General features: G+C 41.8%; 19 protein-coding genes, 1 tRNA gene and 1 pseudogene. 1 reads left to right on the top strand and 20 read right to left on the bottom strand.

The features are described 5' to 3' along the window. Positions 1 to 43 precede the first annotated feature (43 nt). Positions 44 to 1,420 (bottom strand): ATP-dependent protease ATPase subunit HslU, encoded by a 1,377-nt coding sequence (gene hslU, locus H589_RS0108400; protein WP_027721615.1) that lies wholly within the window; start codon positions 1,418 to 1,420, stop codon positions 44 to 46. Positions 1,421 to 1,438: 18 nt separating this feature from the next. Then, a complete protein-coding gene (gene hslV, locus H589_RS0108395; RefSeq protein WP_027721614.1) occupies positions 1,439 to 1,978 on the bottom strand; it encodes an ATP-dependent protease subunit HslV in 540 nt (179 codons plus the stop codon). 329 nt (positions 1,979 to 2,307) lie between these two features. On the opposite strand from hslV, the gene H589_RS0108390 reads away from it, so the two are divergent. After that, positions 2,308 to 3,135 (top strand): hypothetical protein, encoded by an 828-nt coding sequence (locus H589_RS0108390; protein ID WP_027721613.1) that lies wholly within the window; start codon positions 2,308 to 2,310, stop codon positions 3,133 to 3,135. Positions 3,136 to 3,222: 87 nt separating this feature from the next. Here the strand turns inward: H589_RS0108390 and H589_RS0108385 are convergent, their stop codons facing one another. From H589_RS0108385 to H589_RS0108300, 18 genes and pseudogenes are all read right to left on the bottom strand, one after another. After that, positions 3,223 to 5,037 (bottom strand): chloride channel protein, encoded by a 1,815-nt coding sequence (locus H589_RS0108385; RefSeq protein ID WP_027721612.1) that lies wholly within the window; start codon positions 5,035 to 5,037, stop codon positions 3,223 to 3,225. Beyond that, entirely contained in the window at positions 5,037 to 6,020 is a 984-nt protein-coding gene (locus H589_RS0108380; protein ID WP_027721611.1) for a bifunctional riboflavin kinase/FAD synthetase, read from the bottom strand. Before H589_RS0108380 ends, H589_RS0108385 begins: the two co-directional genes overlap by 1 nt. Before the next feature lie 180 nt (positions 6,021 to 6,200). Next, on the bottom strand, positions 6,201 to 7,652 hold the full coding sequence (locus H589_RS0108375; RefSeq protein WP_027721610.1) for a beta-barrel assembly-enhancing protease: 1,452 nt from the start codon (positions 7,650 to 7,652) through the stop codon (positions 6,201 to 6,203). Positions 7,653 to 7,870: 218 nt separating this feature from the next. Further along, positions 7,871 to 9,145, bottom strand: coding sequence for a transcription termination factor Rho (gene rho / locus H589_RS0108370; protein ID WP_027721609.1), 1,275 nt, complete (start codon positions 9,143 to 9,145; stop codon positions 7,871 to 7,873). 338 nt (positions 9,146 to 9,483) lie between these two features. After that, positions 9,484 to 9,999: a CarD family transcriptional regulator gene (locus H589_RS0108365; RefSeq protein ID WP_027721608.1), complete on the bottom strand. Its 516-nt coding sequence runs from the start codon at positions 9,997 to 9,999 to the stop codon at positions 9,484 to 9,486. Between the two features lie 220 nt (positions 10,000 to 10,219). Further along, entirely contained in the window at positions 10,220 to 10,837 is a 618-nt protein-coding gene (pth, locus tag H589_RS0108360) for an aminoacyl-tRNA hydrolase (RefSeq protein ID WP_027721607.1), read from the bottom strand. A gap of 104 nt (positions 10,838 to 10,941) precedes the next feature. Beyond that, positions 10,942 to 11,535, bottom strand: coding sequence for a 50S ribosomal protein L25 (locus H589_RS0108355; RefSeq protein WP_027721606.1), 594 nt, complete (start codon positions 11,533 to 11,535; stop codon positions 10,942 to 10,944). Between the two features lie 68 nt (positions 11,536 to 11,603). After that, entirely contained in the window at positions 11,604 to 12,545 is a 942-nt protein-coding gene (locus tag H589_RS0108350; RefSeq protein ID WP_027721605.1) for a ribose-phosphate diphosphokinase, read from the bottom strand. A 40-nt stretch (positions 12,546 to 12,585) separates the two neighbouring features. After that, a tRNA-Gln gene (locus tag H589_RS0108345) sits at positions 12,586 to 12,660 on the bottom strand. A gap of 31 nt (positions 12,661 to 12,691) precedes the next feature. Further along, positions 12,692 to 13,567, bottom strand: coding sequence for a 4-(cytidine 5'-diphospho)-2-C-methyl-D-erythritol kinase (ispE, locus tag H589_RS0108340; protein ID WP_027721604.1), 876 nt, complete (start codon positions 13,565 to 13,567; stop codon positions 12,692 to 12,694). Positions 13,568 to 13,748: 181 nt separating this feature from the next. Beyond that, positions 13,749 to 15,203: a Do family serine endopeptidase gene (locus H589_RS0108335; protein WP_027721603.1), complete on the bottom strand. Its 1,455-nt coding sequence runs from the start codon at positions 15,201 to 15,203 to the stop codon at positions 13,749 to 13,751. A gap of 244 nt (positions 15,204 to 15,447) precedes the next feature. Next, a complete protein-coding gene (gene corA / locus H589_RS0108325; RefSeq protein WP_027721602.1) occupies positions 15,448 to 16,506 on the bottom strand; it encodes a magnesium/cobalt transporter CorA in 1,059 nt (352 codons plus the stop codon). 19 nt (positions 16,507 to 16,525) lie between these two features. After that, positions 16,526 to 17,551, bottom strand: coding sequence for a TIGR00341 family protein (locus H589_RS0108320; protein WP_027721601.1), 1,026 nt, complete (start codon positions 17,549 to 17,551; stop codon positions 16,526 to 16,528). Positions 17,552 to 17,587: 36 nt separating this feature from the next. Further along, positions 17,588 to 17,962: a mechanosensitive ion channel domain-containing protein gene (locus tag H589_RS21190; protein WP_051249675.1), complete on the bottom strand. Its 375-nt coding sequence runs from the start codon at positions 17,960 to 17,962 to the stop codon at positions 17,588 to 17,590. A 9-nt stretch (positions 17,963 to 17,971) separates the two neighbouring features. Beyond that, positions 17,972 to 18,246: pseudogene (locus H589_RS21240) on the bottom strand (mechanosensitive ion channel domain-containing protein); the annotation flags it as partial. 2,026 nt (positions 18,247 to 20,272) lie between these two features. Then, positions 20,273 to 21,895 carry a sodium/proton antiporter NhaB gene (gene nhaB, locus H589_RS0108310; protein ID WP_027721600.1) on the bottom strand — a complete coding sequence of 541 codons (1,623 nt, stop codon included), beginning with the start codon at positions 21,893 to 21,895 and terminating at the stop codon, positions 20,273 to 20,275. Between the two features lie 128 nt (positions 21,896 to 22,023). Next, a complete protein-coding gene (locus tag H589_RS0108305) occupies positions 22,024 to 23,823 on the bottom strand; it encodes an SLC13 family permease (RefSeq protein WP_027721599.1) in 1,800 nt (599 codons plus the stop codon). Between the two features lie 43 nt (positions 23,824 to 23,866). Continuing rightward, positions 23,867 to 24,478: a hypothetical protein gene (locus H589_RS0108300; protein ID WP_027721598.1), complete on the bottom strand. Its 612-nt coding sequence runs from the start codon at positions 24,476 to 24,478 to the stop codon at positions 23,867 to 23,869. Between the last annotated feature and the right edge of the window lie 135 nt (positions 24,479 to 24,613).

Here is a 24,613-nt window from a genome sequence, read left to right as displayed (position 1 = left end):
TAAGATTCCCGTTTTATTGTGTTTTATATTATGTGACTAATTGTTACAAAATATAACGAGATAAATCTCTGTCTTCAATAACATCTACTAGCTGTTTCTGAACATATTCTCTATCAATTATGATGTTATCTCCAGGTCTATCAGGTGCTTCAAAAGAAAGATCAGACAGTATCCTCTCCATGATTGTATAGAGTCTTCTCGCCCCGATATTTTCAGTCTCTTCATTGATTTTCTGAGCGTTTCCGGCAATTTCTTCCAAAGCTTCCTTGCTGAAATCAATGGTAACTTTTTCAGTTTCAAGGAGGGCTTTGTACTGAACAGTCAGAGCATTCTGAGGTTCGGTGAGGATTCTGTAGAACTCATCTTTGCCGAGTGCAGAAAGTTCAACTCGCAGAGGGAAGCGACCCTGAAGCTCTGGAATAAGATCCGAAGGTTTGGCATAGTGGAATGCTCCGGCTGAAATAAACAGAATATGGTCAGTCTTAACCATGCCGTACTTTGTATTAACAACACACCCTTCCACTATGGGGAGCAGATCTCGTTGAACTCCTTCACGAGAAACATCTGCAGAACTGCTGCCTGCTTCATGTTTACCTGCTATTTTATCTATTTCATCAATGAACAGAATTCCAGTCTGCTCAACGCGTTCACGGGCCAGCTCGGCTACATTGTCCATGTCGATCAGTTTATCTGATTCCTGCTGGATCAAAATTTCATATGCTTCTCGAACATTAACTTTGCGGGTCTTTTTTTTGCTTGGAAACATTTTACCAATCATGTCGTTGACCTGCATGCCCATATCTTCCATGCCCGGCATGGACATAATTTCAACTCCGGTTCCGCCCTGAATGGTTACTTCTATCTCCACTTCACGGTCATCAAGTTTACCGGAACGCCACATCTGGCGGAACTTTTCACGGGTTGAAGAGTTGTCAATTGCAGGTTTTTCTTCCTGCTGCGGTTCTTCATTATTAAAAAATCCCATTCCTGATTGTGCAGGCTTAGATGATGGAAGCAAAATGTCGAGCAGGTGTTCTTCAGCATTTTTTTCCGCTTTGACTTTGACCTTTTCCATTTCTTCTTTGCGGACAAGGTTTATGCCTATTTCCATCAGGTCGCGGATCATGGATTCAACGTCACGCCCAACGTAGCCTACTTCTGTAAATTTAGTTGCTTCAACTTTAAAGAAAGGGCAGCCGGAAAGCTTAGCCAGTCTACGGGCGATTTCTGTTTTACCGACCCCGGTCGGGCCCATCATTATGATATTTTTAGGTGCTATTTCATCACGCAATTCTGCAGGGAGCTGCTGTCTGCGCCAGCGGTTACGCATGGCAATTGCGACCATACGTTTTGCATCAGCCTGACCGATGACGAATTTATCCAATTCAGATACGATTTCTCTAGGTGTAAGATTACTCATTGTGCGGCCTTTGCAAGATTATTTTTCTAGTGTTTTAAGAACAACGTTGCCGTTGGTGTAGACGCAGATTTCGCCAGCTATTTCCATAGCTTTCTTAGCAATTTCTGCGGCGGGCATGTCAGTATTACGCAGGAGCGCACGGGCAGCAGAAAGAGCATAAGCTCCTCCTGAACCGATTGCAGCAACTCCATCATCTGGTTCAATTACGTCGCCATTGCCGCTGATGATCAGAATATGTTCACCATCTGCAACCATAATCATGGCTTCGAGCTTACGTAGGTATTTATCCGTGCGCCAGTCAGTAGCCATTTCTACGGCTGAGCGAACAAGGTTGCCTGCATATGTCTGAAGTTTTTTTTCGAATCTTTCAAAAAGAGTGAAAGCATCGGCCGTTGCCCCTGCAAATCCGGCCATGACTTTATCATTATAAAGAGTTCTGACTTTGACAGCAGAGTGCTTCATGACAATAGCCTGCCCCATAGTAACCTGTCCGTCACCTATCATGGCAGTTCCTTTGTCGTCTCTGACTGCCAGAATGGTAGTACCTCTGAGTTCCATTTTTATCTCCTGATTCATCTATTTATCTTCGGTTCATAATGAAGACGTATATTCAGTAAGTTTCTTAAAAAAAGATTCTACGTGCTTATTTTTCATGAAATGAATCTGCACAAAATTTTGATTACAAAAGGATAAGACCTGTGGAAAGGATGGCAAGAGGGGGAAGGATATTTCCATATGATATAATGAAGTTTATTTAATCCTTGGGGGCCTAAACTTAAAATATTTTTTCTTTTTCAACCTAAAGAAATGTTAAGTTTATCCGATTATAATAAGTGTGCTTTGTTTTTAATAGGTCAATAATATAATCGTTTTTGAGAGGTCGTTTTATGCTTATCGACGGTATCTCAGGTTTCAAACTAAATGTTGCTTCACCCGCGAATGAAGAAAATGAAACCCAAAAAGAAGGTCAAGCTGATTCAGAAAATGAAAATAAAGCTGTTGTTATTCATCTTAGTAGTAAAGATGAATATGTTGCGGCTTTGCGAAATATGCTAAAGCCAGCTGAAGAAAAATTACCAAGTTCTTCGCACAATATGTTAGAAGGGAGTTTTGTTAATGATACTCCTGAACCATCCAGATATATCACAGGATTGATGACTGGTTATAAAGTGCAAAATGAATTAATGGATAAATTTCAAGGTGTTGTCTCCAAGTACAAACTTGAACTTGATCTTCTGGGAGAAGATCCTACTTTAGTGGGTTTGAAAGCTGAGCATGAGGCTGAACAGAAGGCAAAGGATTATACTCTGGAAGAGGGTGAAGAATCTCTTGAAGAGACACGTAAAGAAGAAAAGCAGAAAGAAGAGGAAGAGGCACAATCTAAAATTGAAGAGAAATTGATGCCGGATGGCTATGTTGACATTTCAAATCCAGATCCTTCCAAGCTGTCAGAAGATATAGAGGATAAAGCTGAAGAAGTTATATCCGTAAAAACAAATGAAATTGAATCTGTTTTAGGCGAAGAAATAAAAGAGAAAGATCCTATAACTGGTAGTGATGAAGTTTCTCGTGCTGCAGCTGTAGGTGCTGTTAGCAAGAGTGAAAATGTTAATACTGAAATTAGTCAAAATCATGAGCCATTGCCACCTGATCTAGCCTCTTCATCTGGAAATAAAAAAACTCCTCCGGGAACATATGTAGATGAGATTGTTTAGAATCCAGGAAGTGATTATAAAAAAACTCCTCCTGCAGGAATACTGCAGAAGGAGTTTTTGATATTAGTATGACTTTGAGAATAAGTCTTATATTGTATCTTCTCTAAGTTCTTTAATAGCTTTTGCATAAGCTCGGAATACGTTTTCTCTGTTGATTATCCCGATAATATGGTTGGGGTCTTCTTCAGTAACAACCGGAATTTGTCCATAGTCTGTATCAACGAATTTGAGCAGAGCTGTATAGAGATCATCATCTTCCATCAGAGTAGCAGGTTTGGTTGCCAGATCTTTGGTAAGAATGAGATCGAAAAGGTCAGGATTGAAGAGATGGTTACGCACATTCTGAATAGTCAGAATACCTGTGATGACACCTTCATCATTTTTGACCGGAAAGTATAGTTCGTTTGTATTGGCAATAATATCTGTAAGTGCCTTTAGAGTGGTCCCCTCTTCAAGAGTTGTCACCCTGCCTGGTTTGTAATGAGTATTTACATGTAATCCTTCAAGGATATTAATTGTTTTATCCTCAATGTGCGCAGGCGAATCAAACTTACTTTCAACCTGATGTTCATACAGAGAGAAGCTGCGGCCAAGTACAATACATAGTGCAGATGCGAGCATCAGCGGTGCAAGCAGTCCATAACCTTGTGTAAGTTCGCAAACCATGATCAGCGGACCTATAGGGGCTTTAGCCACTCCTGCAAAGAAAGCAGCCATGCCTACAAGTACGTATCCACCGGGCTGCGTTACGATATCCGGATAATATTTTCCGGCAACCTGACCAACAATACCTCCGGTCATACCTCCCACGAAAAGCGCAGGGGCAAACATACCACCGGACATACCAGATCCGATAGTCATGGAAGTCGCGATGCTTTTTCCTACGACGATGACAAGCATCATCATTAGTGGAATTTCTCCCATGATTGCCATTTCCAGCCAGCCGTATCCACCGGAAAGTACTTGCGGGAAAAACATACCCATGACTCCCATGAGGAGTCCACCAAGTCCGGTAGCCCACATGAGACCAAGGCGGTCTTTAATCTGGAAAAATACAGAATATTTTATGAACCTGAAGGTGCGGATATACATCCAGCCTGCAAGTGTACACGCTAGGGCAAGTATTGTGTAGAAAATCAGTTCCTTCGGGTCATGAAAAACAAACCGGGGAATACCAAATATAGGTTCGGTTCCATAGAAAAGAGTGAATAAAGAATATGATACGACAGAAGATATTACTGATGGCAGGATTGCTTCTGATTCAAAGTCTTCCCGATAGATAACTTCAATAGCTGTCAGTGCGCCTCCAAGCGGAGCTCTAAAAATTGCTCCCAGCCCTCCTGCTGCACCGGCCAGCAAAAGAATTCTGCGTTCTTTAGCTGACATTTTGAGTTTCTGGGCAATCCATGAGCCAATACCGGCACCCATTTGAGTGATCGGACCCTCACGGCCAGCGCTACCACCTGTAGCAATAGTGAATATGGAAGTAATCCCTTTAATGAATGGGACGATGGGGCGCATAAGCCCGCCACCCTGATGAAAACATTTAATAGTAGCATCAGTTCCGTCAGTCCCGCCGCCGATAGTTTCAGGGATATATTTATTAACCAGCCAGCCCGTAGTAAGACCAACAATCGTGGTACAAATAGGAATAGTCCATGTGCGAAGAATTCCGGGTACACCGTGAAAAAGTTCTTCCCCTTCAGGAGCAGGCAGGGCAAGTCCTGCTAGTTGATTTAGAAATATAAACTTTCCGTATTCAACCGCTGCAAAAAAAACTACTGCCAAAATGCCGGAGACAATGCCTATCAGAATTCCAAGAAGAAGCCATCTGAAGGCGCTTATATTACGATATGTGCGGGCAAGTTCTGTCCACATCTTTAATTTTAAGAGAGGACTCATTAACAGGCTCCAGTTTCTGACTCGGTTAAGTGTAGACCCGGCCGCACTTGAGATTCAGGGTATGATAGAATAGATTTGGCAAGTTCAATATCGATAGCTATACGTTCCTTTAATTCGTCAAGTCCGTTGAATTTGCGTTCGGAGCGGATTCTCTGAATAAAATGGACTCTAATATTCTTGCCGTATATATTCTCAGAAAAATCGAAAATATGTGCTTCTACAGAAAGAGCATCATTACCGAATGTCGGATTCTTGCCGATGTTCGCAACCCCGGGGCGAACATCACCGTCAACTTCAACCCTGATTGCGTAGACTCCCTTTTTAGGGAAAAGCTCATCTTCTAGTTTGATGTTGGCTGTAGGAAATCCGAGTAGCCTTCCGCCGCGATTCATACCATGTACGACTTCTCCGCGTACCTGATAGAAACGTCCCAGTAACGGGCGAACATCCCAAACATTGCCTTCTGTCACGAGGTCGCGGATGCGTGACGAGCTGACCACTGCATCATCTATAATGACAGGTTCAAGACGCTCAATACCATAACCGTATTTGCCGCCAAGCTTTGCCAGAATTTCATAGTTGCCGCTTCTTGCTTTACCTAATGCATAGTCGTAGCCAACGACCATTTCTTTCATCCCGAAAGGATCAATGAGAAATTCTTTAATAAATTCCTCAGGTGACAGTGCAGCAATTTCCTTTGTAAAATTCAGAGCAAGAATAATATCAGGATTATGTTGCGCAATCAGTTCCAGCTTCTGGGAAGTCAAGGTAATGAAAGGAGGGGTTTTACTGTTTACAAGGACCCTTAGCGGGTGTGGATCGAAGGTTACAACAACGCTGGCAAGGCCGAGTTCTTTTGCTTTTTGGCAGGTGCTGCAAATCAGCTTCTGGTGTCCTTTATGGACTCCATCGAAGTTTCCTATAGTAACACAAGCCCCGTTATGAGGCTTTATAATTTTGTCAATTGCTTTTGCGATGATCATTTTCGCTTCACTTTATTTAGCGCAAGTTAGTAGAAACGAAAGCAGTTACATTAAATGGCAGTATCATTCAAGCGCTTCTCGTTCACAAAAAATAAAATCATAATATTTTATATATAATTAAAACAGTTATTTATAAAGCAGTCTAGTGTATGTGGTTAATTGCCGATAAACAACTTTTCATTATTTTTGTTTTTTCTCTTCAGGAGGTTTGGGGGTTATGGTCTCTTGAAGTTTACTTAGTTCAGTTCTTTGTGTGGCTGTTTTGGCTAAACCTTCAGCTTTTTTGAGATGAAACTTGGCTTGTTTGCCATTATGTCCGTAAAGAGCTGCGTATGCGAGTTGAACATGTGCTTCAAAGTAATTTCCGGATTCGCCAAGCATACGTCCAAGATGATAATGGATTTCCTGATCCTCAGGCACCATTTCAGCTACACGACGCATAGTCAGAATGGCCTGTTTATAGTCCTTCCGTGCTGCTTCAACTCTGGCAATAAAAAACAAAGTCATAGCGTCCTTTGAATCACGGATGTATGCTTCATGTAGTAATGGGCTGGCTTTATCCATTTTGCCTATAGTAAAGTAAAAGCGTCCTTCTTCGCGCAGAATTAAAGTCTCACCGGGACATTCGTTATGTGCTTTAGTAAATGCAACTTCTGCTTCCTGATATTTTTTCATTCTGGAAAGAATTATTCCCTGCCCAAGATGATCAAGGCACGTACGTTTTTCGACAGGAATATTGTTGTAATGTGCAAGTGCAATTTTGGGGTCAGTCATTCGCGCCCTGATGAGTGTTTGAATTTTGAAAAAATCTGCATCATCATTTTGGCGTTTGAAATATTCTGGCGGCATTCTGAGAAAGCGTTCTTTAAGGTAATCAATACGTGTATCCAGCCCCGGGTGAGTGGACAGATAGGTAGGGATATTAACGTTGCTGACATACCACTGACGCTGCTTCATGGTTTTAAAACTGTTGACCATGCCTTCTGGATTAAATCCGGCAGAAATCATGTAATTCATACCCAGATGGTCAGCCTCACGCTCATTAGACTGGGTATATGAAAGATATGCGCTCTGTCCGCCTGCCATGGACCCGACGGCAAGAGCCTGCCCTATATTTGCCGAATTGCTTCCACCTGACATTCCGATGAGCATACCTGCTAAGGTTCCAAGGACGCTTGCCATATTTACAAGTTTCATTTTTTCCATTCGCCGTGCAACGTGTCGTAACGATACGTGTGCAAGTTCATGGCCGATAACCGCGGCAAGCTCAGATTCATGTTTCATATTTAGAATCAGGCCAGTATAAATATAAATATATCCGCCAGGAACTGCAAACGCATTCATCGCATTATTTTGTATAACGGAAGCGGTAATTGGAAACGGTTGAGGAGGCATCTGGCTGGCAATACGTGCGACAAGATGTTTGATATAGTCAGTAACCTGCGGATCAAGAACAATAGGTAGTTTGCTGTGAACCATTTTATCAAATTCTTTACCTAGTTTGATCTCGTCGCGCACCGTAAATTCCCCGAAAATTGATGAAGCTGTTGCTTGCGGGGTAATCGAAAAAAATAAAAAAAACAGCATAATAATTGCTGTCAGATGCGTATAAGTTTTGTGTGTGAGATGCATTTTTTATCCCGTTTAAGAAGATGCTTATTGCCTAACTTGGCAGCGATGCTTCTAAAAAAATATAAAGCAAGAATTTAAAAACTATTATCTGTTAGTAAAAATACTAAGTTTTAGAAGGCGAGTTGTAAAGCCTACTATTTCAGGACGGGACATACCATAAGAAAAGGCCCCATGATTATTCATGAGGCCTTAATATCAAAATGACTTTGTAGGGTGGACTATTTGCCCATCATTTCAAAGAATAAGTCGTTGTTTTTTGTCCCTTTCATCTTATCGAGTAGGAATTCCATTGAATCAATAGAGTTCATTGGGGCAAGAAGTTTTCTGAGAATCCAGACTTTATTCAAGACATCAGAATCAAGTAGGAGTTCTTCTTTACGGGTACCGGAGCGGTTAATATCGATGGCAGGGAATACGCGTTTTTCAGAAAGTTTGCGATCAAGGTAGAGGTCCATATTACCAGTACCTTTGAATTCTTCAAAAATAACCTCATCCATGCGTGAGCCAGTATCAATAAGAGCAGTAGCAATTATTGTCAGACTGCCGCCTTCTTCAATATTACGCGCAGCACCGAAGAAACGTTTTGGACGCTGCATTGCATTAGCATCCAGACCACCGGACAGTACTCGTCCTGAAGATGGGGTCACCGCATTATATGCACGGCCTAGGCGGGTGATAGAGTCCAGCAGAATAACAACATCACGTTTACGCTCAACCAGACGTTTTGCCTTTTCAAGAACCATTTCAGTTACCTGAACATGACGCTGTGGTGGTTCATCAAAAGTGGAGCTGACAACCTCTGCTTTTACAGTTCGGGCCATGTCAGTTACTTCTTCCGGCCGTTCATCGATGAGCAGAACTATGAGATCTACGTCAGGGTGATTGGCATTGATGGAATTGGCAATATTTTGGAGCATCATAGTCTTCCCTGTGCGGGGTGGGGCAACAAGCAAAGCACGCTGTCCGCGCCCGATTGGGGAAAGAATATCTATTACTCTGGAGCTGAAATTCTTAGGGCCGTTTTCCATTTTGAAACGACTGTCAGGATAGATAGGAGTCAGGTTGTCGAAAAGAACTAAGTTGCGGGAATGCTCCGGTGGCTCCATGCCTATTTCGTTAACACGCAGAAGTGCGAAATATCTTTCGCCCTCTTTAGGTGGGCGAATCTGACCAGAAATAATGTCACCTTTTCTCAGACCGAATCTTCTGATCTGCGAAGGAGAAACATATATATCGTCAGGGCCGGGCATATAACTGTACGTAGGAGAGCGGAGAAAACCGAATCCGTCAGGAAGAACTTCAAGAACGCCTTCTCCATAAATTTGCCCGTTCTGCAACGCGCAACCTTGAAGCAGTGCGAAAATAAGTTCCTGCTTCCGCATTCCACTTGGGTTTTCAACTTTGAACTTAGCTGCCAGTTCCATGAGATCTGACATGTTTTTCAGTTTAAGTTCTGTCAGATTCAGGTTGTTTGTCTTTTTATCTTGGCCCATACTTATATAACCAGAGTTAAAAGTTTAAAAAAGTATAATATCGCTAATATAAAACAGTAGTCATGCTGGTCATAATAAAGACTGCACATAACAGTTTGCTTTAGCGTAGATTAGATGAATAAAATTGTATTGGATTTACCCTTTATCAGGAGTGGGGCTGCACCTTTGGTGCTGATGCTACAAATTAAAATTTGTTCTCACCCTGCCCGTTTGCAGTCATTTTTATGTGCTTTGCTTTATTTCAACTTTAGGTGTTGAGTAAAGAGAGCTAGTGCGACTGCAACTTATAGGGCATTAACTGAAAGAATCATTTATGACAAGACGTTTGAGTCAGTTTTTTATGATTCTTCTTCAGGTTTTTCAAGAACATCACTGAACAGTTCATTGATCATTTCTTTAATTTCTTCTTGATCAAGGTCCAGTGCAAATGAAAGTTCCATTGATACCAGTCCCATAGCTTGTTCAAGAAGCCTACGTTCTCCAAAAGACAGCTCTTTATCTTTACCAATCAGAAACAGCTCTTTTAAGACATACGCTACGTCCTGAAGATCTCCACTTTTAAGCTTTTCTGAATACTCGCGGTAACGTCTATTCCAGTTCTGACCAGTATAGCCTGTGAAGTCTGATCTATCTTTGAGGCATTCAAAAATTGTGAGCCCTGCTTCTTTGTCACAAACAGCCCGAAGTCCAACGTTATGCGCATTCATGACTGGGACCATGAGTGTAACATTGTTACTTAAAATACGGACTATATAGAATTCAGCAACAGATCCGCCGATTTCTTGACTTTCAATACGTTCTACTTTGCCTACACCCTGAGAAGGGTATACAACAAGCTGTTCTAACTCAAACACTCGTGGCTCCTTGGATTTAAAAAAGAAATGGTTCAGGAAAAGGCTTTTCAGCATCCCGGTTAAATTATTCCTTTACAATGTGGCGCTATTGTGGACATCGGGATTAATTTGATCTAGGCAGTAGATTCCTTTTCATTTCTCTTGAACTCCCGCTTTTTGTAAAATTTATTATAGGGGAGTTGTTGCGAAAAGATACTGTAACTCAATTGTAAAAAATAGTCTATGGCTCGCTTTTAACTGCGTCAGGTATAAAGCTGTTCATGAATTGAGTAGCTGGTCCTTGACCTCTTCTGAAATATAGGTTCAGCCCTTTAATTGCCGCAATAGACATTTCTGCTGCAATATTTAAATCAGTGGAATCGAACTCTTCGAGTACGTAGTCTTTCACCTGTGATGAAAATTCGGGTCTACCTATACCAATTCTGATTCTGTAAAAATCAGCTGAATTCATTTTATCCTGAATAGATTCAAGTCCTCTATGACCGTTGTTACCGCCGCCTTTCTTAAATTTCATTCTTCCAGTAGGCAAATCCAGTTCATCATGGATAACAACTACATTCTGAATTGGAATTGAATATCTACCACATATACTTGAAACGGCTTTGCCGCTCAGATTCATATAGGTAAGAGGCTTGGTTACGAGTACATTGATTCCGGATATACAAATGCTGAAAAGCTCATAGTCACCGGATATTTCTATTTTTTTAAAACGCATGCTTTTACGGGAAATAGCCATTTCTGCCAAAGCATCAACCGTCATGAACCCTATATTATGCCTGGTCTTGACGTACTCGGGGCCTGGGTTGCCCAGTCCTGTAATAAGTGCTTTGTATTCCATAGATGAGCCCTGCCCCAAAAGCGTATAGAAAATTGTTAACCTGTTTAAAAAACAAGAAAAGCCCCGGAATTTCCGGGGCCTTACAAATATTATGAATCAGTAGGCTAATTTTCGCCTTCTGCTTCCTCTTCTTCTGTTGAGCTGCCGCGACCTGCTGCACAACGAACGAGTGCAAAGTTGCTGTCTGCCATAACAGATGCACCTTCACCGAGGTCAATTTCGTTTACGAATACAGTGTCGCCAACATTCATTTCAGCAATGTCAACTACGATTGCAGCCGGGATGGTTTCTGCTGTACATGCGACGGTGAGAACATTGCGATAAATCGCCATACGTCCACCGAGTTTAACACCTGGAGCAGTTCCTGCAGTGGTAACGGGTACATCAATTTTGAGAGGCTTACCTGCTACAACACCAAGAAAATCGATGTGGTTAGGACGAGGACGAACAGGGTCCATCTGTACTTTCCAGATCAGGGAGTCATAGGTTTTACCATCTACTTCGAGACTGAAAAGGCGTGTAGTTCCAACAGAACGGTACATCTTAACAAATTCAATTTCGTTTACAGCAAGAATCAGGTTTTCGCCGGTCTGTGAATAGAAAACAGCGGGAACCTTTCCTTCGTTACGAAGCTGACGGTTAGCAGACTTACCAGTTTTGGTACGCAGTTCAGCTTTAAAAGTTACTTTTTCAGACATTTTAATCTCCTTATGGTTAACCTGCTACCGCTCACTTAAGACCGGCAGAGGGTGGGAATAGGCGTATTTTATACGAAGAGAACGCTTACAGATGATTCTGTGTGTACATTGTGTATGCACTTGGCAAGTATGCCTGCCACAGATTTAACTTTAATCTTGCTGCATTTTGCAAGTTTCTCTTCAGAGACAGGCAGAGTATTAGTAACAATCACCTCGGAAAAAGGTGCTGCTTGCAGCCTGTCGAGAGCTGGTCCGGAAAGAACAGGGTGTGTAGCGCAGGCAATAACATTCTTAGCACCATGTTCCATGAGAACTCTAGCTGCCTGACACATTGTTCCGGCTGTATCAATCATGTCATCCATAACGATACAGGTTTTATCTTTAACTTCACCGATAACATGCATGGCTCTGGCCTGGTTTGGGGCATCACGGCGTTTATCCACAATGGCCAATCCTGCATGAAGGCGTTTCGCGTAAGCTCTGGCACGTTCAGTTCCACCTGCGTCAGGAGAAACCATGACCATGTCTTCGTAACGGGTGCGCAGTTCATCTAATAAAACCGGTGCAGCATAAATATTATCTACGGGAAGATTAAAAAATCCCTGAATCTGGCCAGCGTGAAGGTCAATAGTTACCAGACGCTGCATACCTGCTACAGTAAGACAGTCGGCGCAAAGCTTTGCACTGATAGGAGCACGGGGGGATACTTTACGGTCCTGACGGGCATAGCCATAATAAGGAACAACAGCTGTTACACGACGGGCGCTTGCTCTTTTGAGGGCGTCCAGCATGAGACACAGCTCCATAAAATGAAAATTTACGGGATCGCAGGTTGACTGGACTATAAATACGTCACAGCCGCGGACATTGTCCTGAATCTCAATGCGGATTTCGCCATCACTGAATTTTTCGCGCAGACATGGAGTAAGCTTGCTGCCGAGATGGTCACAGATTGCTTCTGAAAGCGCCAGATTTGACGAGCCGCTGATAATCTTGAGTTCACCGTTCATGTCGGTCTCCAACTTGACCTCTCGGTACGAGAAATGAATTTGGCAGGGATGGCAGGATTCGAACCTGCGAATGCGTGGACCAAAACCACGTGCCTTGCCGCTTGGCGACATCCCTGCACTGATTATGTAGAAAAAATGCAATAATATTAAAAAGTGTGAATAACAGAGTCGACTTTAGTTGATTTCAAGTCGGTTGCAACTTTTTCAGCTTCATTTCTGTCTCTGAAAAAAGATATTACACTCGCGCCGCTTCCGCTCATGACAGCTCCGCAGGCTCCGTTTTTCAGCAGATATTCCTTCGTTTCCCTAATTTTAGAAAACTCAGGCAGGACAACTTTTTCAAAGTCATTGAATAAAGTAACCCTCGTTTGGGAGGCCGTCTTGTTATTACCACTGGCATAAGTTGTCAAGTGAAAGGAGTCTTTTTTTTCAAAATTTTGGGAATTGTCCCGGTTGCTCCACTCTTTATATGCCCATGCAGTATTAACATGCACGTCCGGGCACGCTAATAAGGCTGTTAGGCCCAAAAGGTCAACCTCACAAGGCGATAAAATTTCACCAATCCCTTTAGCCCATGCCGGACCGTCAAGAAGAAAGAAAGGAACGTCGGCCCCAAGCCCTGCTGCGAGAGCGGTAAGCTTATCGTGTTCCATACCGGGGCTGTCAGGATGAGTGTCAAGATAACGCAGCATTGCCGCAGCATCTGAACTACCTCCACCGAGACCTGCACCTGTAGGAGTGCGTTTTATGAGTTTTATATGTAACCCGGGTCTAAAGCCTGTAGCGGCAGCATATTTATCCCATGCTTTGTAAATCAGATTATCTTCGGCCGGCAAGTCAAAATCTTCACAATGGATAGTGCATCCCTCAGTCTTTTCTGAAACTTCAAGAGTATCAGCTAAAGCCGGGAAGGGATGAAAGAGAGTATCCAGTTCATGATAGCCGTCTTCTCTTTTCCTCACAATTTTAAGGTAGAGATTAACTTTTGCCGGAGCAGTAAGGATAGTCGTACTGTTGTTCATGACGAGCTTATTAACCTAAAGGTAAGCAGTAAGGAAGAGGTTAATTTATGATTTTTTATTAAAATAAAGTGAATAGGTGATTAGAATTAATTTTAAACTTACTCCAAAAGATTAAAAAAGCCTGTTCTGACCATGGTCAGAACAGGCTTAACTTATCAGATAGTGATCATTCTGATGTAGATTATTTATTTTTCAGTTCGATTGTCCGGAATATATTTTTTCCCTGACGTTTTAAAAGAAGCATTATCAGGCCGCGTTTTTTTCCTTCAGAGTTGATGATGTTTTTAAGTGATTTACTTGAGTCAACTTTATGCTGGTTGGCTTCAAGAATAACATCACCGACTGCGATAGCAGCGTCTTCAGCAGGAGAATCTGGCGTAACTTCTATGACCATGAGTCCTTCTGGTTTATCAAGTCCCAGAGAGTTCGCTTCAGCTTCACGGTTAACCTTGCGGACAACAAGTCCTAGATCATCGAGGTTTTCGTTTGCGGCTTTGGGCGATGCCTCTTCAGCCTGAGCTACAACAGTTTTGCCGTTGCGGTCGCCGAGGATGATATAGAGTTGTTTACTTTTTCCCTGACGCCATACATTAACGCTTATTCTTTTGCCTGGAGGCAAAGCTGCGATGGTTCGCAACAGATCATTGGTATCGTCAATTTTTTCACCGTTGACTTTAAGGATAACATCGCCAACTTTCATACCGCCTTTAGCAGCAGGGTCCTTGGGATTCACTGAATTGACCAGAGCACCTGTCTTTTCTTTGAGGCCCAGAGCCTTGGCTGTTTTGGCATCAGCATCCTGAATGGTTACGCCGAGCCAGCCGCGACTAACTTTGTGATCAGTTTTTAGCTGGTCAATGACGCTTTTGGCCATGTTGCTGGGAATGGCAAAGCCTATTCCCTGACCGCTTGCAATAATAGCTGTGTTAATACCTATTACTCGGCCATCAAGGTCTATGAGCGGGCCGCCGCTGTTGCCGGGATTGATACTGGCATCAGTCTGGATAAAGTTGTCAAAAGGTCCGGCACCGATGATACGGCCTTTTGCACTGATAATGCCTTTGGTAACAGTATGTCCCAGACCAAAGGGATTGCCGATTGCAAGAACCCAAGCACCTACTTCGGCTTTCGCAGAGTTTGCGAATTCTAGGTAGGGCAGTTTCTTTCCTGTATCAATTTTTAAGAGAGCCAGATCAGTTTCTTTGTCACGGCCGATTATCTTTGCAGGGTAGTCTTTGCCATCATTTTGCAGTTTGACTGTGATTTCATCTGCAGAAGCAACAACATGGTTATTGGTTACAACATAACCGTCTTCAGAAATTATGAAACCTGAGCCCAGAGATCCTGTTTTTCGTTTCTGTTTAGGATGATTATTGTTACCACGGCCATTCCCGTTAAACTGTTTGAAAAATTCTTCAAAGGGATTTACGCCCCCCCGACCGTTTCCATGAAACTTGAAAAAGTCTTCCATGGGGTTTCCCACTTCGACCATTTTCACAGTATTAATGTTAACAACCGCAGGACCGCATTTTTTCGCCAGTTCAACAAAGGATGGAAGTCCATTTGCATTCGCATACGCGGGCAATACTAGTAAGGTAACAAGTGTCAGTAATCCTAAATAACGTTTTAATTTCATGTATCCTCCTCAATGCGTCGCTTGGAAAACGGGATAAGCGACAATAGGAAGAGTATAGTATTCTTTTCTAAAATGTAAATAGGGTAGGGAGTATTGTCATGGAGTTGTTAATTCCAATGTCAGTAATTTTGCCTAAAAAGATCTTTTACAGGCGTTTATTAAAAATTGGAGATAGCTTAAGGAAATACTTTAGCTTAGAAATATGGTTCTGTGGGCAGGTATATCCAAAAACATTTTATCCCTTTTAAATCCATTTCTTTCTTTTAAAATATGCCAGCATAGCAAATGCAATCAGCAGCATTAATCCGAGAAGGATGTAGTAGCTGTATTTATAGTGCAGCTCTGGTATGACATCGAAATTCATGCCGTATATTCCGGCAAGAAAGGTTAGCGGAATAAAAATTGTTGCAAAGACAGTTAAAAATTTCATTGTTTCGTTCAAACGGCTGTTGATAGACATATTGTATGTACTAAACAAATCACTGAGAATTTCCTTATAGATTTCTAAAGAATCTAATGCCTGTTCAAGCATACTTACTAAATCTTTTAAGTATGGAGCAGTGTTGTCAGATATAAATTCCGAGTCCATCTTGTTTGTTTTGGATATTATTTCACGGGCCGGTCTGATTGATTTTCGTATATACGCTATTTCACGGCGGTAAAAATTAATTTCTTCCAACTGTTCCGGTATTGGATTTTCCAAAACTTCTTCTTCTATTTCTTCTATCCGTTCGCCTATTCCTTCGATTACTTTCAAATAGTTTTCCAACAGACAGTCAATAAGTGTATAAAAAAGGTAGTCTGGTCCATTTTGCCTGAATTTATTTTTTGGCTTGGAAAGACGCTTGCGTACCGGATCAAAAATCATACTTGGCTGTTCCTGAAATGTAATAAGATAATTATTACCTAAAACGAAACTTATTTGATCTGCTTTAATTCTATCTTCATCATTATCCGTGTTTAAAAATTTCATGGTAGCGAAGAGGTAGTCCTGATACTCATCAATGCAGGGACGCTGTCCTGTATCTTGGATGTCTTCAAGATTCATAATGGATATGTTAAAATTATCCCCGATATTTTTGATTAGGTCAGAATCATGAACACCGTCGATATTTATCCAACAGATTGAATCTGTATCATTAGTAATGGATTTATATTCATCCATATCAATGTCAGTTAATGAAGAATCATTATAAGTTGTAACTCGAATCTGTGGCTTGGAAATTTTTTGCTGACCGGTGAAAATAAGTGATCCCGGGGGCATCCCTGCTTTACGGTCATTTTTTCTTAAGAATCTTGCCATAATTACACCTTATAAATTGTCAGTTTACGAATTTAAAATAAAGAAGAGCTATGAGCATTATCAGCAGAAATGACCATACAGCTATAATTCTGAGAGCCGTAATTTTTACTTTATCTCTTTTCCACCACGCCAGAGGCAGTACTCCCTGGAGCAGGAAGGTGACAACACCTGCCAGATTAAGGCAGATAACGTTGGCTAAAAAGAGAACTCCAGCTCCTAAAGAATACTCGATATGTCCTGTGCCTAAAAAAATACCGCACGCACTGAGCGGCGGGAGCAGGGACAGGGCAACCATGACTCCTACCAGCGAGGTAGGGACTCCAAGTGTAAAAGAAATAATTCCGGCTGTACCGGAGACAATCGCTAAAATAATATCAGAAAAATCTGTAGTTGTCCGGGCCAGCAGTTCTGGCGAGAACTCGTTAATATTTAAGAAAAATCCAGCTCCGATAGAGATCAGTATCGCCAGCAAAACTCCTGTAATAAGTGTTTTAGAAGATGCTGCGGCAAGTTTTTCATCGCCAAGGGTTGTCGCCAGTGAAAGGCCAACATTCGGGCCTAATAATGGAGCCAGGACCATGGCCCCGATAAGAACGGCAACATTGCCTCTCATCAGACCTATAACAGCGACTATAGAGGAAAGTATCACAAGCATTACGTAGCTTTTTGAGAGTACACAAGTGTCAAGGACATCGGCATAAAGTTCTTCTCTGCTTAGCCTGTTTTTTCTTTTTTCAGTTTCAGGAGCAGGCTCTGTTTCAGTCGTAGGAACTTCATCAAGATTTTCCAGACGAGGAATAGTGGCCTCAGCTGGAAATACTATTATACGGTACTTTTCTTTCCATGAAAAAAGATTTTCAAGCTTATCAAGTACATTTTCGGAATCCTGTACGTCCAGAATAACTCTGAAAACAAGTGAAGTGTCGGCTTCCAAAGGAGAAGCCCAGAAAACATAACCTTCATTCGGGCGATGTTCTTCAAGCGTTGCTATGACTTCTTCCTTGTCTTCGCGTGGAGTGATTATCTCAATTACCCGTAATGGCATATATTCTCACTTTTATAATATACGTTATCAACCAAGCTATTTCTTGCTGCCTGTATTTTTTTTGATGTGAATATCCATTTGTGGAAAGGCAATTTCAATCTTTTCCTTTCTAAAGCGGTTATCAATTTCAAAACGTAATTCCGACATTGTCTTAAGGGCATAGTCAATATCGTCTATCCAGACACGCAAAATAAAGTCCAGACTGCTTGAACCAAAGTTATTGAAGTGTACATACGGTTCAGGGGTATCAAGTATGTGTGAGCTGTTAAACGCTATATCTAGAAGGGTTTGTTTTACTTTTTCCGTGTCAGACCCATAAGCAACTCCAACGATTATATCCCGACGCAGGGAAGAGTTGTTTTTTGTCCAGTTTGTTACCTGGGTGGTTACAAGATCCGAGTTAGGAATCATAATTACAGCGCCTTCAAATGTTTCGACAAGGGTTGTTCGGATATTATTTTTTGTACTGTGCACCACAGAGCTGCAAGTTCAACCACATCACCCTGTTGAATAGACCTGCCAAACAGGAGAATCAGGCCGCTGATAAAGTTGTTTACAATATTTTGCAGTCCAAACCCGATTCCAACACTCAAACCACCGGCAATGACAGCGATGCTTGTCAGATTAAATTCCATCATACGCATTGCAGCCAATACAAACAGCGACCAGACTCCATATGTAAATAAAGTCTGCATTGACGGGACAGCGCCGCGTTTGCCCCTCGGCCATCTGCTGCCGACATGCTCAATTGATACATTGAAGGCTGCAACACAACTTTTAGTTATAAAGAAAAGTATCGCTAATGAGACAATGCTGCCGATTGATATGGAATAAGACTGTATGGTAATTTGTTTTGTAAGTGTATCCGTAATTGTGCTTTCACCCAAAAAGCTGCTCAACCAATAATATACAATACTAAAAGCAATACCCCACCCGAGAGGAACAGCTAAACTTCTTATTAAACCTTTTAAAAGCTTTTCTCCTTTTTCTGCACTTACGAAAAGGATTTGGCCCCAGAGCCGTCCAAAAGAGCGTATAAAAATGCCTAGACTCCAAAGGATTGCCAGCAGGCATGCCAGTCTGCCAAATCCAAGAAATGCAACAGCCAGTAGCGGGCTTAAGAAACTGCTTCTTTTGGTTGAGTCAATAAGGCCTTTAAATCTGTTCTTACGCCATGCACTCAATGAGCTGATGAGCCATGAAAAAAATAGGAAACCGATAAATATTACAGTAACCCATTTGCTTGGAACATGCAGTATTATCAATAGAACACTGACAGTATAAATTGTTGTTGTTCTTAATATTCCGCTGGTGATGAAAAATCTGTCACGACTGATGAGTTTTGAAAGTTTGAGAATGCAGAAAAAGAAAATGCAAAATGATAAATATGCTAGTGATTCAAGCGTAGCAGGGAAAACAAGTATTGTTGCTAGATAAAATGAGAAGCTAAAAAGTGAAGCTGTAGATAACACCTTTATTTTGAATTTATTGCTGACGATGGAGTATCTCCAGATTATTTTTCTTTTTAAAATACTCTTTAGTGTCATTCCTAAAAAAAGCACAATAGCAAAAATCGTTAAATGCTTTAATGCATCATGCTTATATGTAGTCAGTGCAGTGTTAAATTCAGATTTTCTAAGTTTCAGCCAGTTTTTCGTAACAAAAGGTTTGTTCCAGAATTCAGTGCTGAATACCGGGTCCTTTCCTATCAGAAGATAATTTTTCCATAGCTGTAGAAGGTTATGCTTTTCTCCAAGCTCAAGTTTATCTAAGCGATTCAGAATCCTTCTACCTTCGGTCTCCAGAATATTCATTCTATCCAGCTGTTTAGTCGATTTTACCAACAATGAAGAAACAGATCGCATGCTTTCCATATATAATTTTGTAAGATCGGCAGGTGTTTCTTTTGGTATTGTTGTTGAGAGCTGTTTAAATGATTTTAAAACTTCAATTCTTGAAACACATTCTTCTCTTGCTGTATGAAGTTTATCAGAAATATCAAGAACATCTTCTCTGAAGTCATTAAGGTTGATTTTGGCTTGCTTTCTATCAATTGGCGAACTGATAGATGATCGTTCTGAAAAAAGAATATATTGAAATTGGTGCAACAGATCAGAATATTTTTTTTGTGTTTGAACAATGAAAGATTCAATTATTGAATATGTCGCAAGTTCTTCTGCTTCGAAAGCTTGATAATTTTGGATTCGATTTTTCAGAAATTCATAGTCTTGATTTGCATTAGCTAAGGAATTACCGCTCAAGAAAAAAATAAAATTATTAGCAGCAGTGTTCTAAATGGATATAAATTCGTTTTACATTTATTTTTCATGTTTTCTCTTTTTAAAACAAATTTCTATTTGTAATTATTAAACTCACACTAATCTATATTGTTGAAGTTAACCATGGCAATTAAAAAAGAGTGGTTTCTTGTTTGATGGCTAAAATCTATTAACAAAATTTTTATGCTGGTCTTAAAGGTACATTTCAATTTTTTAAAGAAAGGGTAGAAAACGATGTATTCGTTAAGGCTATGAAGGCTGATTTTGGACCAGGAATACATGACTTTGAATTAAAGTAATTGGGGCCTTGCGGTGTGGATTTGATAAAGTGAAATTTGGGGAATTTAGTTTTGTAAAAGCGGGAAAAAGCTGTCCCCGATCTTCCGGGAGTGGCAACCCAGCCGGAAGATCGGGGATGCCGCTTAAAAAGCGGCGCTGTTAATTACAAAAAGTAGTTAACAGCTAAAAGGCCCGTAATAGACATGGTAATGGTGTACGGTAATGCAAGCACTACCATCCGGCCGTAAGAAAGCCTTATGACCGGAGCAAGGGCCGATGTCAGTAGGAAAAGGAATGCTGCCTGACCATTAGGGGTCGCAACACTTGGAATGTTTGTTCCTGTATTGATTGCAACTGCCAGTTTGTCAAAGTTACGCATTACATCAAGAACTTTGGCAGCTGTTGCCTGAGGCATCCCGGCAACGACATCAAGACGTGCTAGATGCGGATCAGTAAGTTTATCCATCAGAGCCGCTCCGGTTGTTCCTACGTCAGGGATATTTCCAAGCAGGTTAATGAAATGGAGTTTTGTTTCTGAAATATAAACTGTGGCCACAAAAACGTTATCGGATATTGCGGATAGTATACCGTTGGCAATGTAGTATGCCACAAGCTGGGTCTGTCCCTTCAAGCTGAGAACATATTCAATAATGGGATGGAATATGCCCTGATCATGAATAACAGCGACAACAGAGAAGAATACAACCAGAAGTGCGGTGAAGGGGAGTGCTTCTTCAAATGCTTTTCCCAACTGATGCTCTTCAACAACTCCGTTCATGGCGGTAAGAAGAATAATCACAGACAGGCCGACAATTCCGACAGCAGCCAGATGGAATGCCAGCGCAGCAATAAGCCACAGACCAGTCAGAGTCTGGACAATCAGTTTTGTTTTTCCTTTCTGTCCCTGTTTTTCTTCAAGTTCTATAGCTGTTTCAAGCAGGTGTGAGCGAATGTTGCCGGGAAGTTTTGCTCCGTATCCGAAAAGGTGAAACTGCTCGACAGTAATGCAGGTCAATAGACCAACTGCAAAGACGGGCATTGATACTGGCATTACTTCAAGGAAAAATTCAACAAAATGCCAGCCCATTTCTCCGCCGATAAGTAGATTCTGAGGTTCTCCGACCAGAGTACACACTCCGCCAAGTGCGGTTCCAACTGCTCCGTGCATCATCAAATTACGCAGGAAGGCTCTGAATTCTTTAAGATCCTGACGATTTTTTTCTACTACAGTCTGATCGCTGCACAGGTCATGAGCACATTGCAGTGTCTTTCCAGATGCGAATCTGTGGTAGATATTGTAAAAGCTGTAGGCAACAGCAATTATGACAGCTGTTACTGTCAGTGCATCCAAAAATGCTGATAAAAATGCACCAGCTATGCAAAAAAGAAGTGAAATTAAAGTCTTAGACTGAACTCTAACGAGAATACGCGTGAAGGTGAATTGTAGAAAATCTTTCATGAAATAGATACCTGCGACCATAAAGATCAGCAGTAATATAACCTCAAAGTTGTTGAGGGCTTCATGATAGATTGTTTCTGGTGAGGTCAACCCCATAATAACAGCTTCAAATGCGAGTAAACCTCCAGCTGGAAGAGGGTAACATTTTAAAGCCATAGCCAGAGTAAAAATAAATTCAGCAATTAATGCCCAGCCAGCTACAATGGGACCGACGGTGAACATTAAACAGGGATTTAGGATTAAAAAAGCGATAATAACCGCTTTATACCATTTCGGCGCACTGCCAAGAAAGTTGCTCCCAAGTGATTGCAGAAAAGATTGCTGCATCAGTTTCTCCTTATGATTTTGATAGCTGAAAATTGTAGATGATGCCTGTTATCAGGCTTGTCTTGTATTGTATTGAATCAGAAAAGATGAAAAGCCGGAGAAATGTTCTCCGGCTTTTTAAAAACAGCTTAGTAAAGAGATATTAATGCGAATATCATGACTGCCATGTACAGGATGGTCATACCAAATCCTGCTCTGACATAATCTATGGTTTTGTACCCACCTGGTCTCATGATGAGGGCATTAACCTGATGAGTCGGCAATACAAACGTGTTGGAGGCTGCCACCGCTACTGTCAGTGCCGCGATGCGAGGGTCTACGCCTGCATTCAGGGCCATGTTCATAGATAGTGGAACCAGCAGAACTGTTGCGCCAACATTGGAGGCTACTAATGTAAAGAAGGATGTCAGGGCACCGATGACTGTAAGCAGTATAAGTGCCGATGGATGTCCAAGAGCGGCCATGATCGTGTCAGCGATGAATTTTGCAGCGCCTGTATTTTCAAATGCCATTCCCAGAGGGATGAGTCCTCCCAGGAGGAACACAGTCATCCAGTCCACGGACTGGTATGCTTCATCAATGCTGAGGACCTTGGTCAGTATCATACCCAGTGCTCCTGTGAGCAGTGCAATTGAAAGCTGGATATGAAATCCTAAAATCATGGTCAGAGAGATAGCAAGCCACATTAAAGCAAATTTAGCTTTCTCTGTGCGGAGGATTTCACCTTTGACTTCTTCCGTGAAAACAAAGTCAGGTCTATCCTTGAGTAAGTGGAACATTTCCCAGCGGCCATGGAGCAGTATCGCATCCCCTGATTCAAGTTTCATCTCACTTAATCCGCTGATAAACAGTTTTTCACCGCGGAAAATTGCAAGTGGAGAAACCTGAAAACGGTCACGTATTCTTAGTTCCATAAGAGTCTGGCCGACAAGTTCAGAACGTGGAGTGATAAGTCCTTCCATGATTCCTGCATTGTTCGGTGAAAGTTCTTCTGCAAAAGAGCTTAGCTCCTCCTGAAGTTCCCATCCGAAATCTTCAGCCATATGCTGAACGAATTCATGGTGTCCGACAACTGCCAGATGATCACCTGGTCTGATGATTTCATGAGCGTCAGGGGCTATTTTGTGAGCTTTTCCATTGTCACGGGCAATCGCAACTACTGTTGAAAAGTAGATTGGGCGAAGTTCTAAGGCCTGTAGGTTTTTATCACACTTCCATGTTTCAGGGATATGCAGTTCAAACAGAGAACCGATGCCACCGTAAGTGCCATTCAAAAGATCAGACATCGGGCCTGAATTTTCGCTGACATTTTTACTTGGAAGGATAAATCTGCCAAAAATCATAAAATAAACGAGAGCTGCTATTAGAAGTAGAATCCCTATAGGAGTTACGCCGAACATCCCGAAAGGTTCATAGTGCTTACCCCCGACAATCATCAAGTCGTTGAGAAGAATCAAAGGGCTGGAGCCGACCAGAGTCAGGCAGCCCCCGATAATAGCACAGAACCCCATAGGCATGAGCAGCCTTCCAACAGGTACTCCTGTCTGGTTACCGATGCGTTTAGCTGCAGGCAGGAACAGAGCTGCGGCTCCGATATTCTGCATGAATCCCGATATGATAGCCACTGTTCCGGCGATCAGTGTCATAATCCTGGTTTCACTTTTTCCGGCAAACCTGAGTATCACTCTGGCTAAAGTATTCATGACACCGGTCTTATCAAGTCCGGCTCCAATGATGATAACAGCGATGATAGACACGACAGCATTACTGCTTAATCCACTGATTGCCTGTTTAGGTGTAACCAGTCCTAGTAGTGGTAGAAGTACCATCATAATGATACCGACAACGTCTACCCGCACCCATTCGAATATGAAGAGCAGTACCGCAAAAGCCAGTACTGCCATTACTAGAAGAATTTCTGGAGTCATAAGTGTACCTTTTTAATCTAAAGCGCAATGCCGGTCTGCAGGTCTATTTAACCCGCAGCATCGCTCGAGTGTATACCGGTATAGCTTTGTTTGATGATTTCTGAGTGGGGACATCTTCCATAACGTAGCGGTATGCACAGTCATCGCAATGAAGCTGTGCTACAACTGCATCTTCTGAGCCGCTCTTAACAACGTGGGCAAATAAGAGACCTGCTTCTTCTGCCTTAGCAGAGAAACTGGAAATGTTTTCTTCTGATTTGGAACGAAAATTGTTGAAATCTGATCCCTGTTCATCAAGGTTCAATGCCACCAGACTGCTATGTGTCTTTGCGGCCATTTCTACTGCGTAGCTGACTACGTTTCCGGAGAAAGCTGCTCCCTTGCTGACCACAAGAATTTTTCCACCAACTCTTGTGGTCTTTGAAAGATTCTTAACCAGTTTATCATTTTCCTTTTGTGAAGTCGGTGCTTTCTGGCTGCTGAGCCGAAAACGGTTTAACAATGATTTCAAGAAAAGCCCCCTTTCTTTTTGGTCAGTTAATAACTGATCCCGATTAATGGCCCATTTGCCAACGTTACAGGTATTGCATTGGTTTTCAGCCTTAGTTGCATACTGACGGTCTAAGAAACGGATGATACTCTGTACGGTAGCCATGGTGCCTCCTCGTTATTGTTTCCCTTCATGCCCCTCTAAGATCAATAAACATGCCAAGTGTAAATGTCTCGTTAACTGCTTGTAATGTTAAGCTTTAATTAAAATATTAAGATTGGAATAAAAATATGATGTTGC

The sequence above is a fragment of the Maridesulfovibrio zosterae DSM 11974 genome (assembly GCF_000425265.1).
Taxonomy (GTDB): domain Bacteria; phylum Desulfobacterota; class Desulfovibrionia; order Desulfovibrionales; family Desulfovibrionaceae; genus Maridesulfovibrio; species Maridesulfovibrio zosterae.
This window is presented reverse-complemented; position numbering and strand designations above follow the sequence as displayed.

What these genes read in the sequence shown, in the direction of transcription:
- hslU (WP_027721615.1), bottom strand. Translation starts at nt 1,420, where the DNA reads ATGAGTAATCTTACACCTAGAGAAATCGTATCTGAATTGGATAAATTC.
- hslV (WP_027721614.1), bottom strand. Translation starts at nt 1,978, where the DNA reads ATGGAACTCAGAGGTACTACCATTCTGGCAGTCAGAGACGACAAAGGA.
- H589_RS0108390 (WP_027721613.1), top strand. Translation starts at nt 2,308, where the DNA reads ATGCTTATCGACGGTATCTCAGGTTTCAAACTAAATGTTGCTTCACCC.
- H589_RS0108385 (WP_027721612.1), bottom strand. Translation starts at nt 5,037, where the DNA reads ATGAGTCCTCTCTTAAAATTAAAGATGTGGACAGAACTTGCCCGCACA.
- H589_RS0108380 (WP_027721611.1), bottom strand. Translation starts at nt 6,020, where the DNA reads ATGATCATCGCAAAAGCAATTGACAAAATTATAAAGCCTCATAACGGG.
- H589_RS0108375 (WP_027721610.1), bottom strand. Translation starts at nt 7,652, where the DNA reads ATGCATCTCACACACAAAACTTATACGCATCTGACAGCAATTATTATG.
- rho (WP_027721609.1), bottom strand. Translation starts at nt 9,145, where the DNA reads ATGGGCCAAGATAAAAAGACAAACAACCTGAATCTGACAGAACTTAAA.
- pth (WP_027721607.1), bottom strand. Translation starts at nt 10,837, where the DNA reads ATGGAATACAAAGCACTTATTACAGGACTGGGCAACCCAGGCCCCGAG.
- H589_RS0108355 (WP_027721606.1), bottom strand. Translation starts at nt 11,535, where the DNA reads ATGTCTGAAAAAGTAACTTTTAAAGCTGAACTGCGTACCAAAACTGGT.
- H589_RS0108350 (WP_027721605.1), bottom strand. Translation starts at nt 12,545, where the DNA reads ATGAACGGTGAACTCAAGATTATCAGCGGCTCGTCAAATCTGGCGCTT.
- ispE (WP_027721604.1), bottom strand. Translation starts at nt 13,567, where the DNA reads ATGAACAACAGTACGACTATCCTTACTGCTCCGGCAAAAGTTAATCTC.
- H589_RS0108335 (WP_027721603.1), bottom strand. Translation starts at nt 15,203, where the DNA reads ATGAAATTAAAACGTTATTTAGGATTACTGACACTTGTTACCTTACTA.
- corA (WP_027721602.1), bottom strand. Translation starts at nt 16,506, where the DNA reads ATGGCAAGATTCTTAAGAAAAAATGACCGTAAAGCAGGGATGCCCCCG.
- H589_RS0108320 (WP_027721601.1), bottom strand. Translation starts at nt 17,551, where the DNA reads ATGCCATTACGGGTAATTGAGATAATCACTCCACGCGAAGACAAGGAA.
- H589_RS21190 (WP_051249675.1), bottom strand. Translation starts at nt 17,962, where the DNA reads ATGATTCCTAACTCGGATCTTGTAACCACCCAGGTAACAAACTGGACA.
- nhaB (WP_027721600.1), bottom strand. Translation starts at nt 21,895, where the DNA reads ATGCAGCAATCTTTTCTGCAATCACTTGGGAGCAACTTTCTTGGCAGT.
- H589_RS0108305 (WP_027721599.1), bottom strand. Translation starts at nt 23,823, where the DNA reads ATGACTCCAGAAATTCTTCTAGTAATGGCAGTACTGGCTTTTGCGGTA.
- H589_RS0108300 (WP_027721598.1), bottom strand. Translation starts at nt 24,478, where the DNA reads ATGGCTACCGTACAGAGTATCATCCGTTTCTTAGACCGTCAGTATGCA.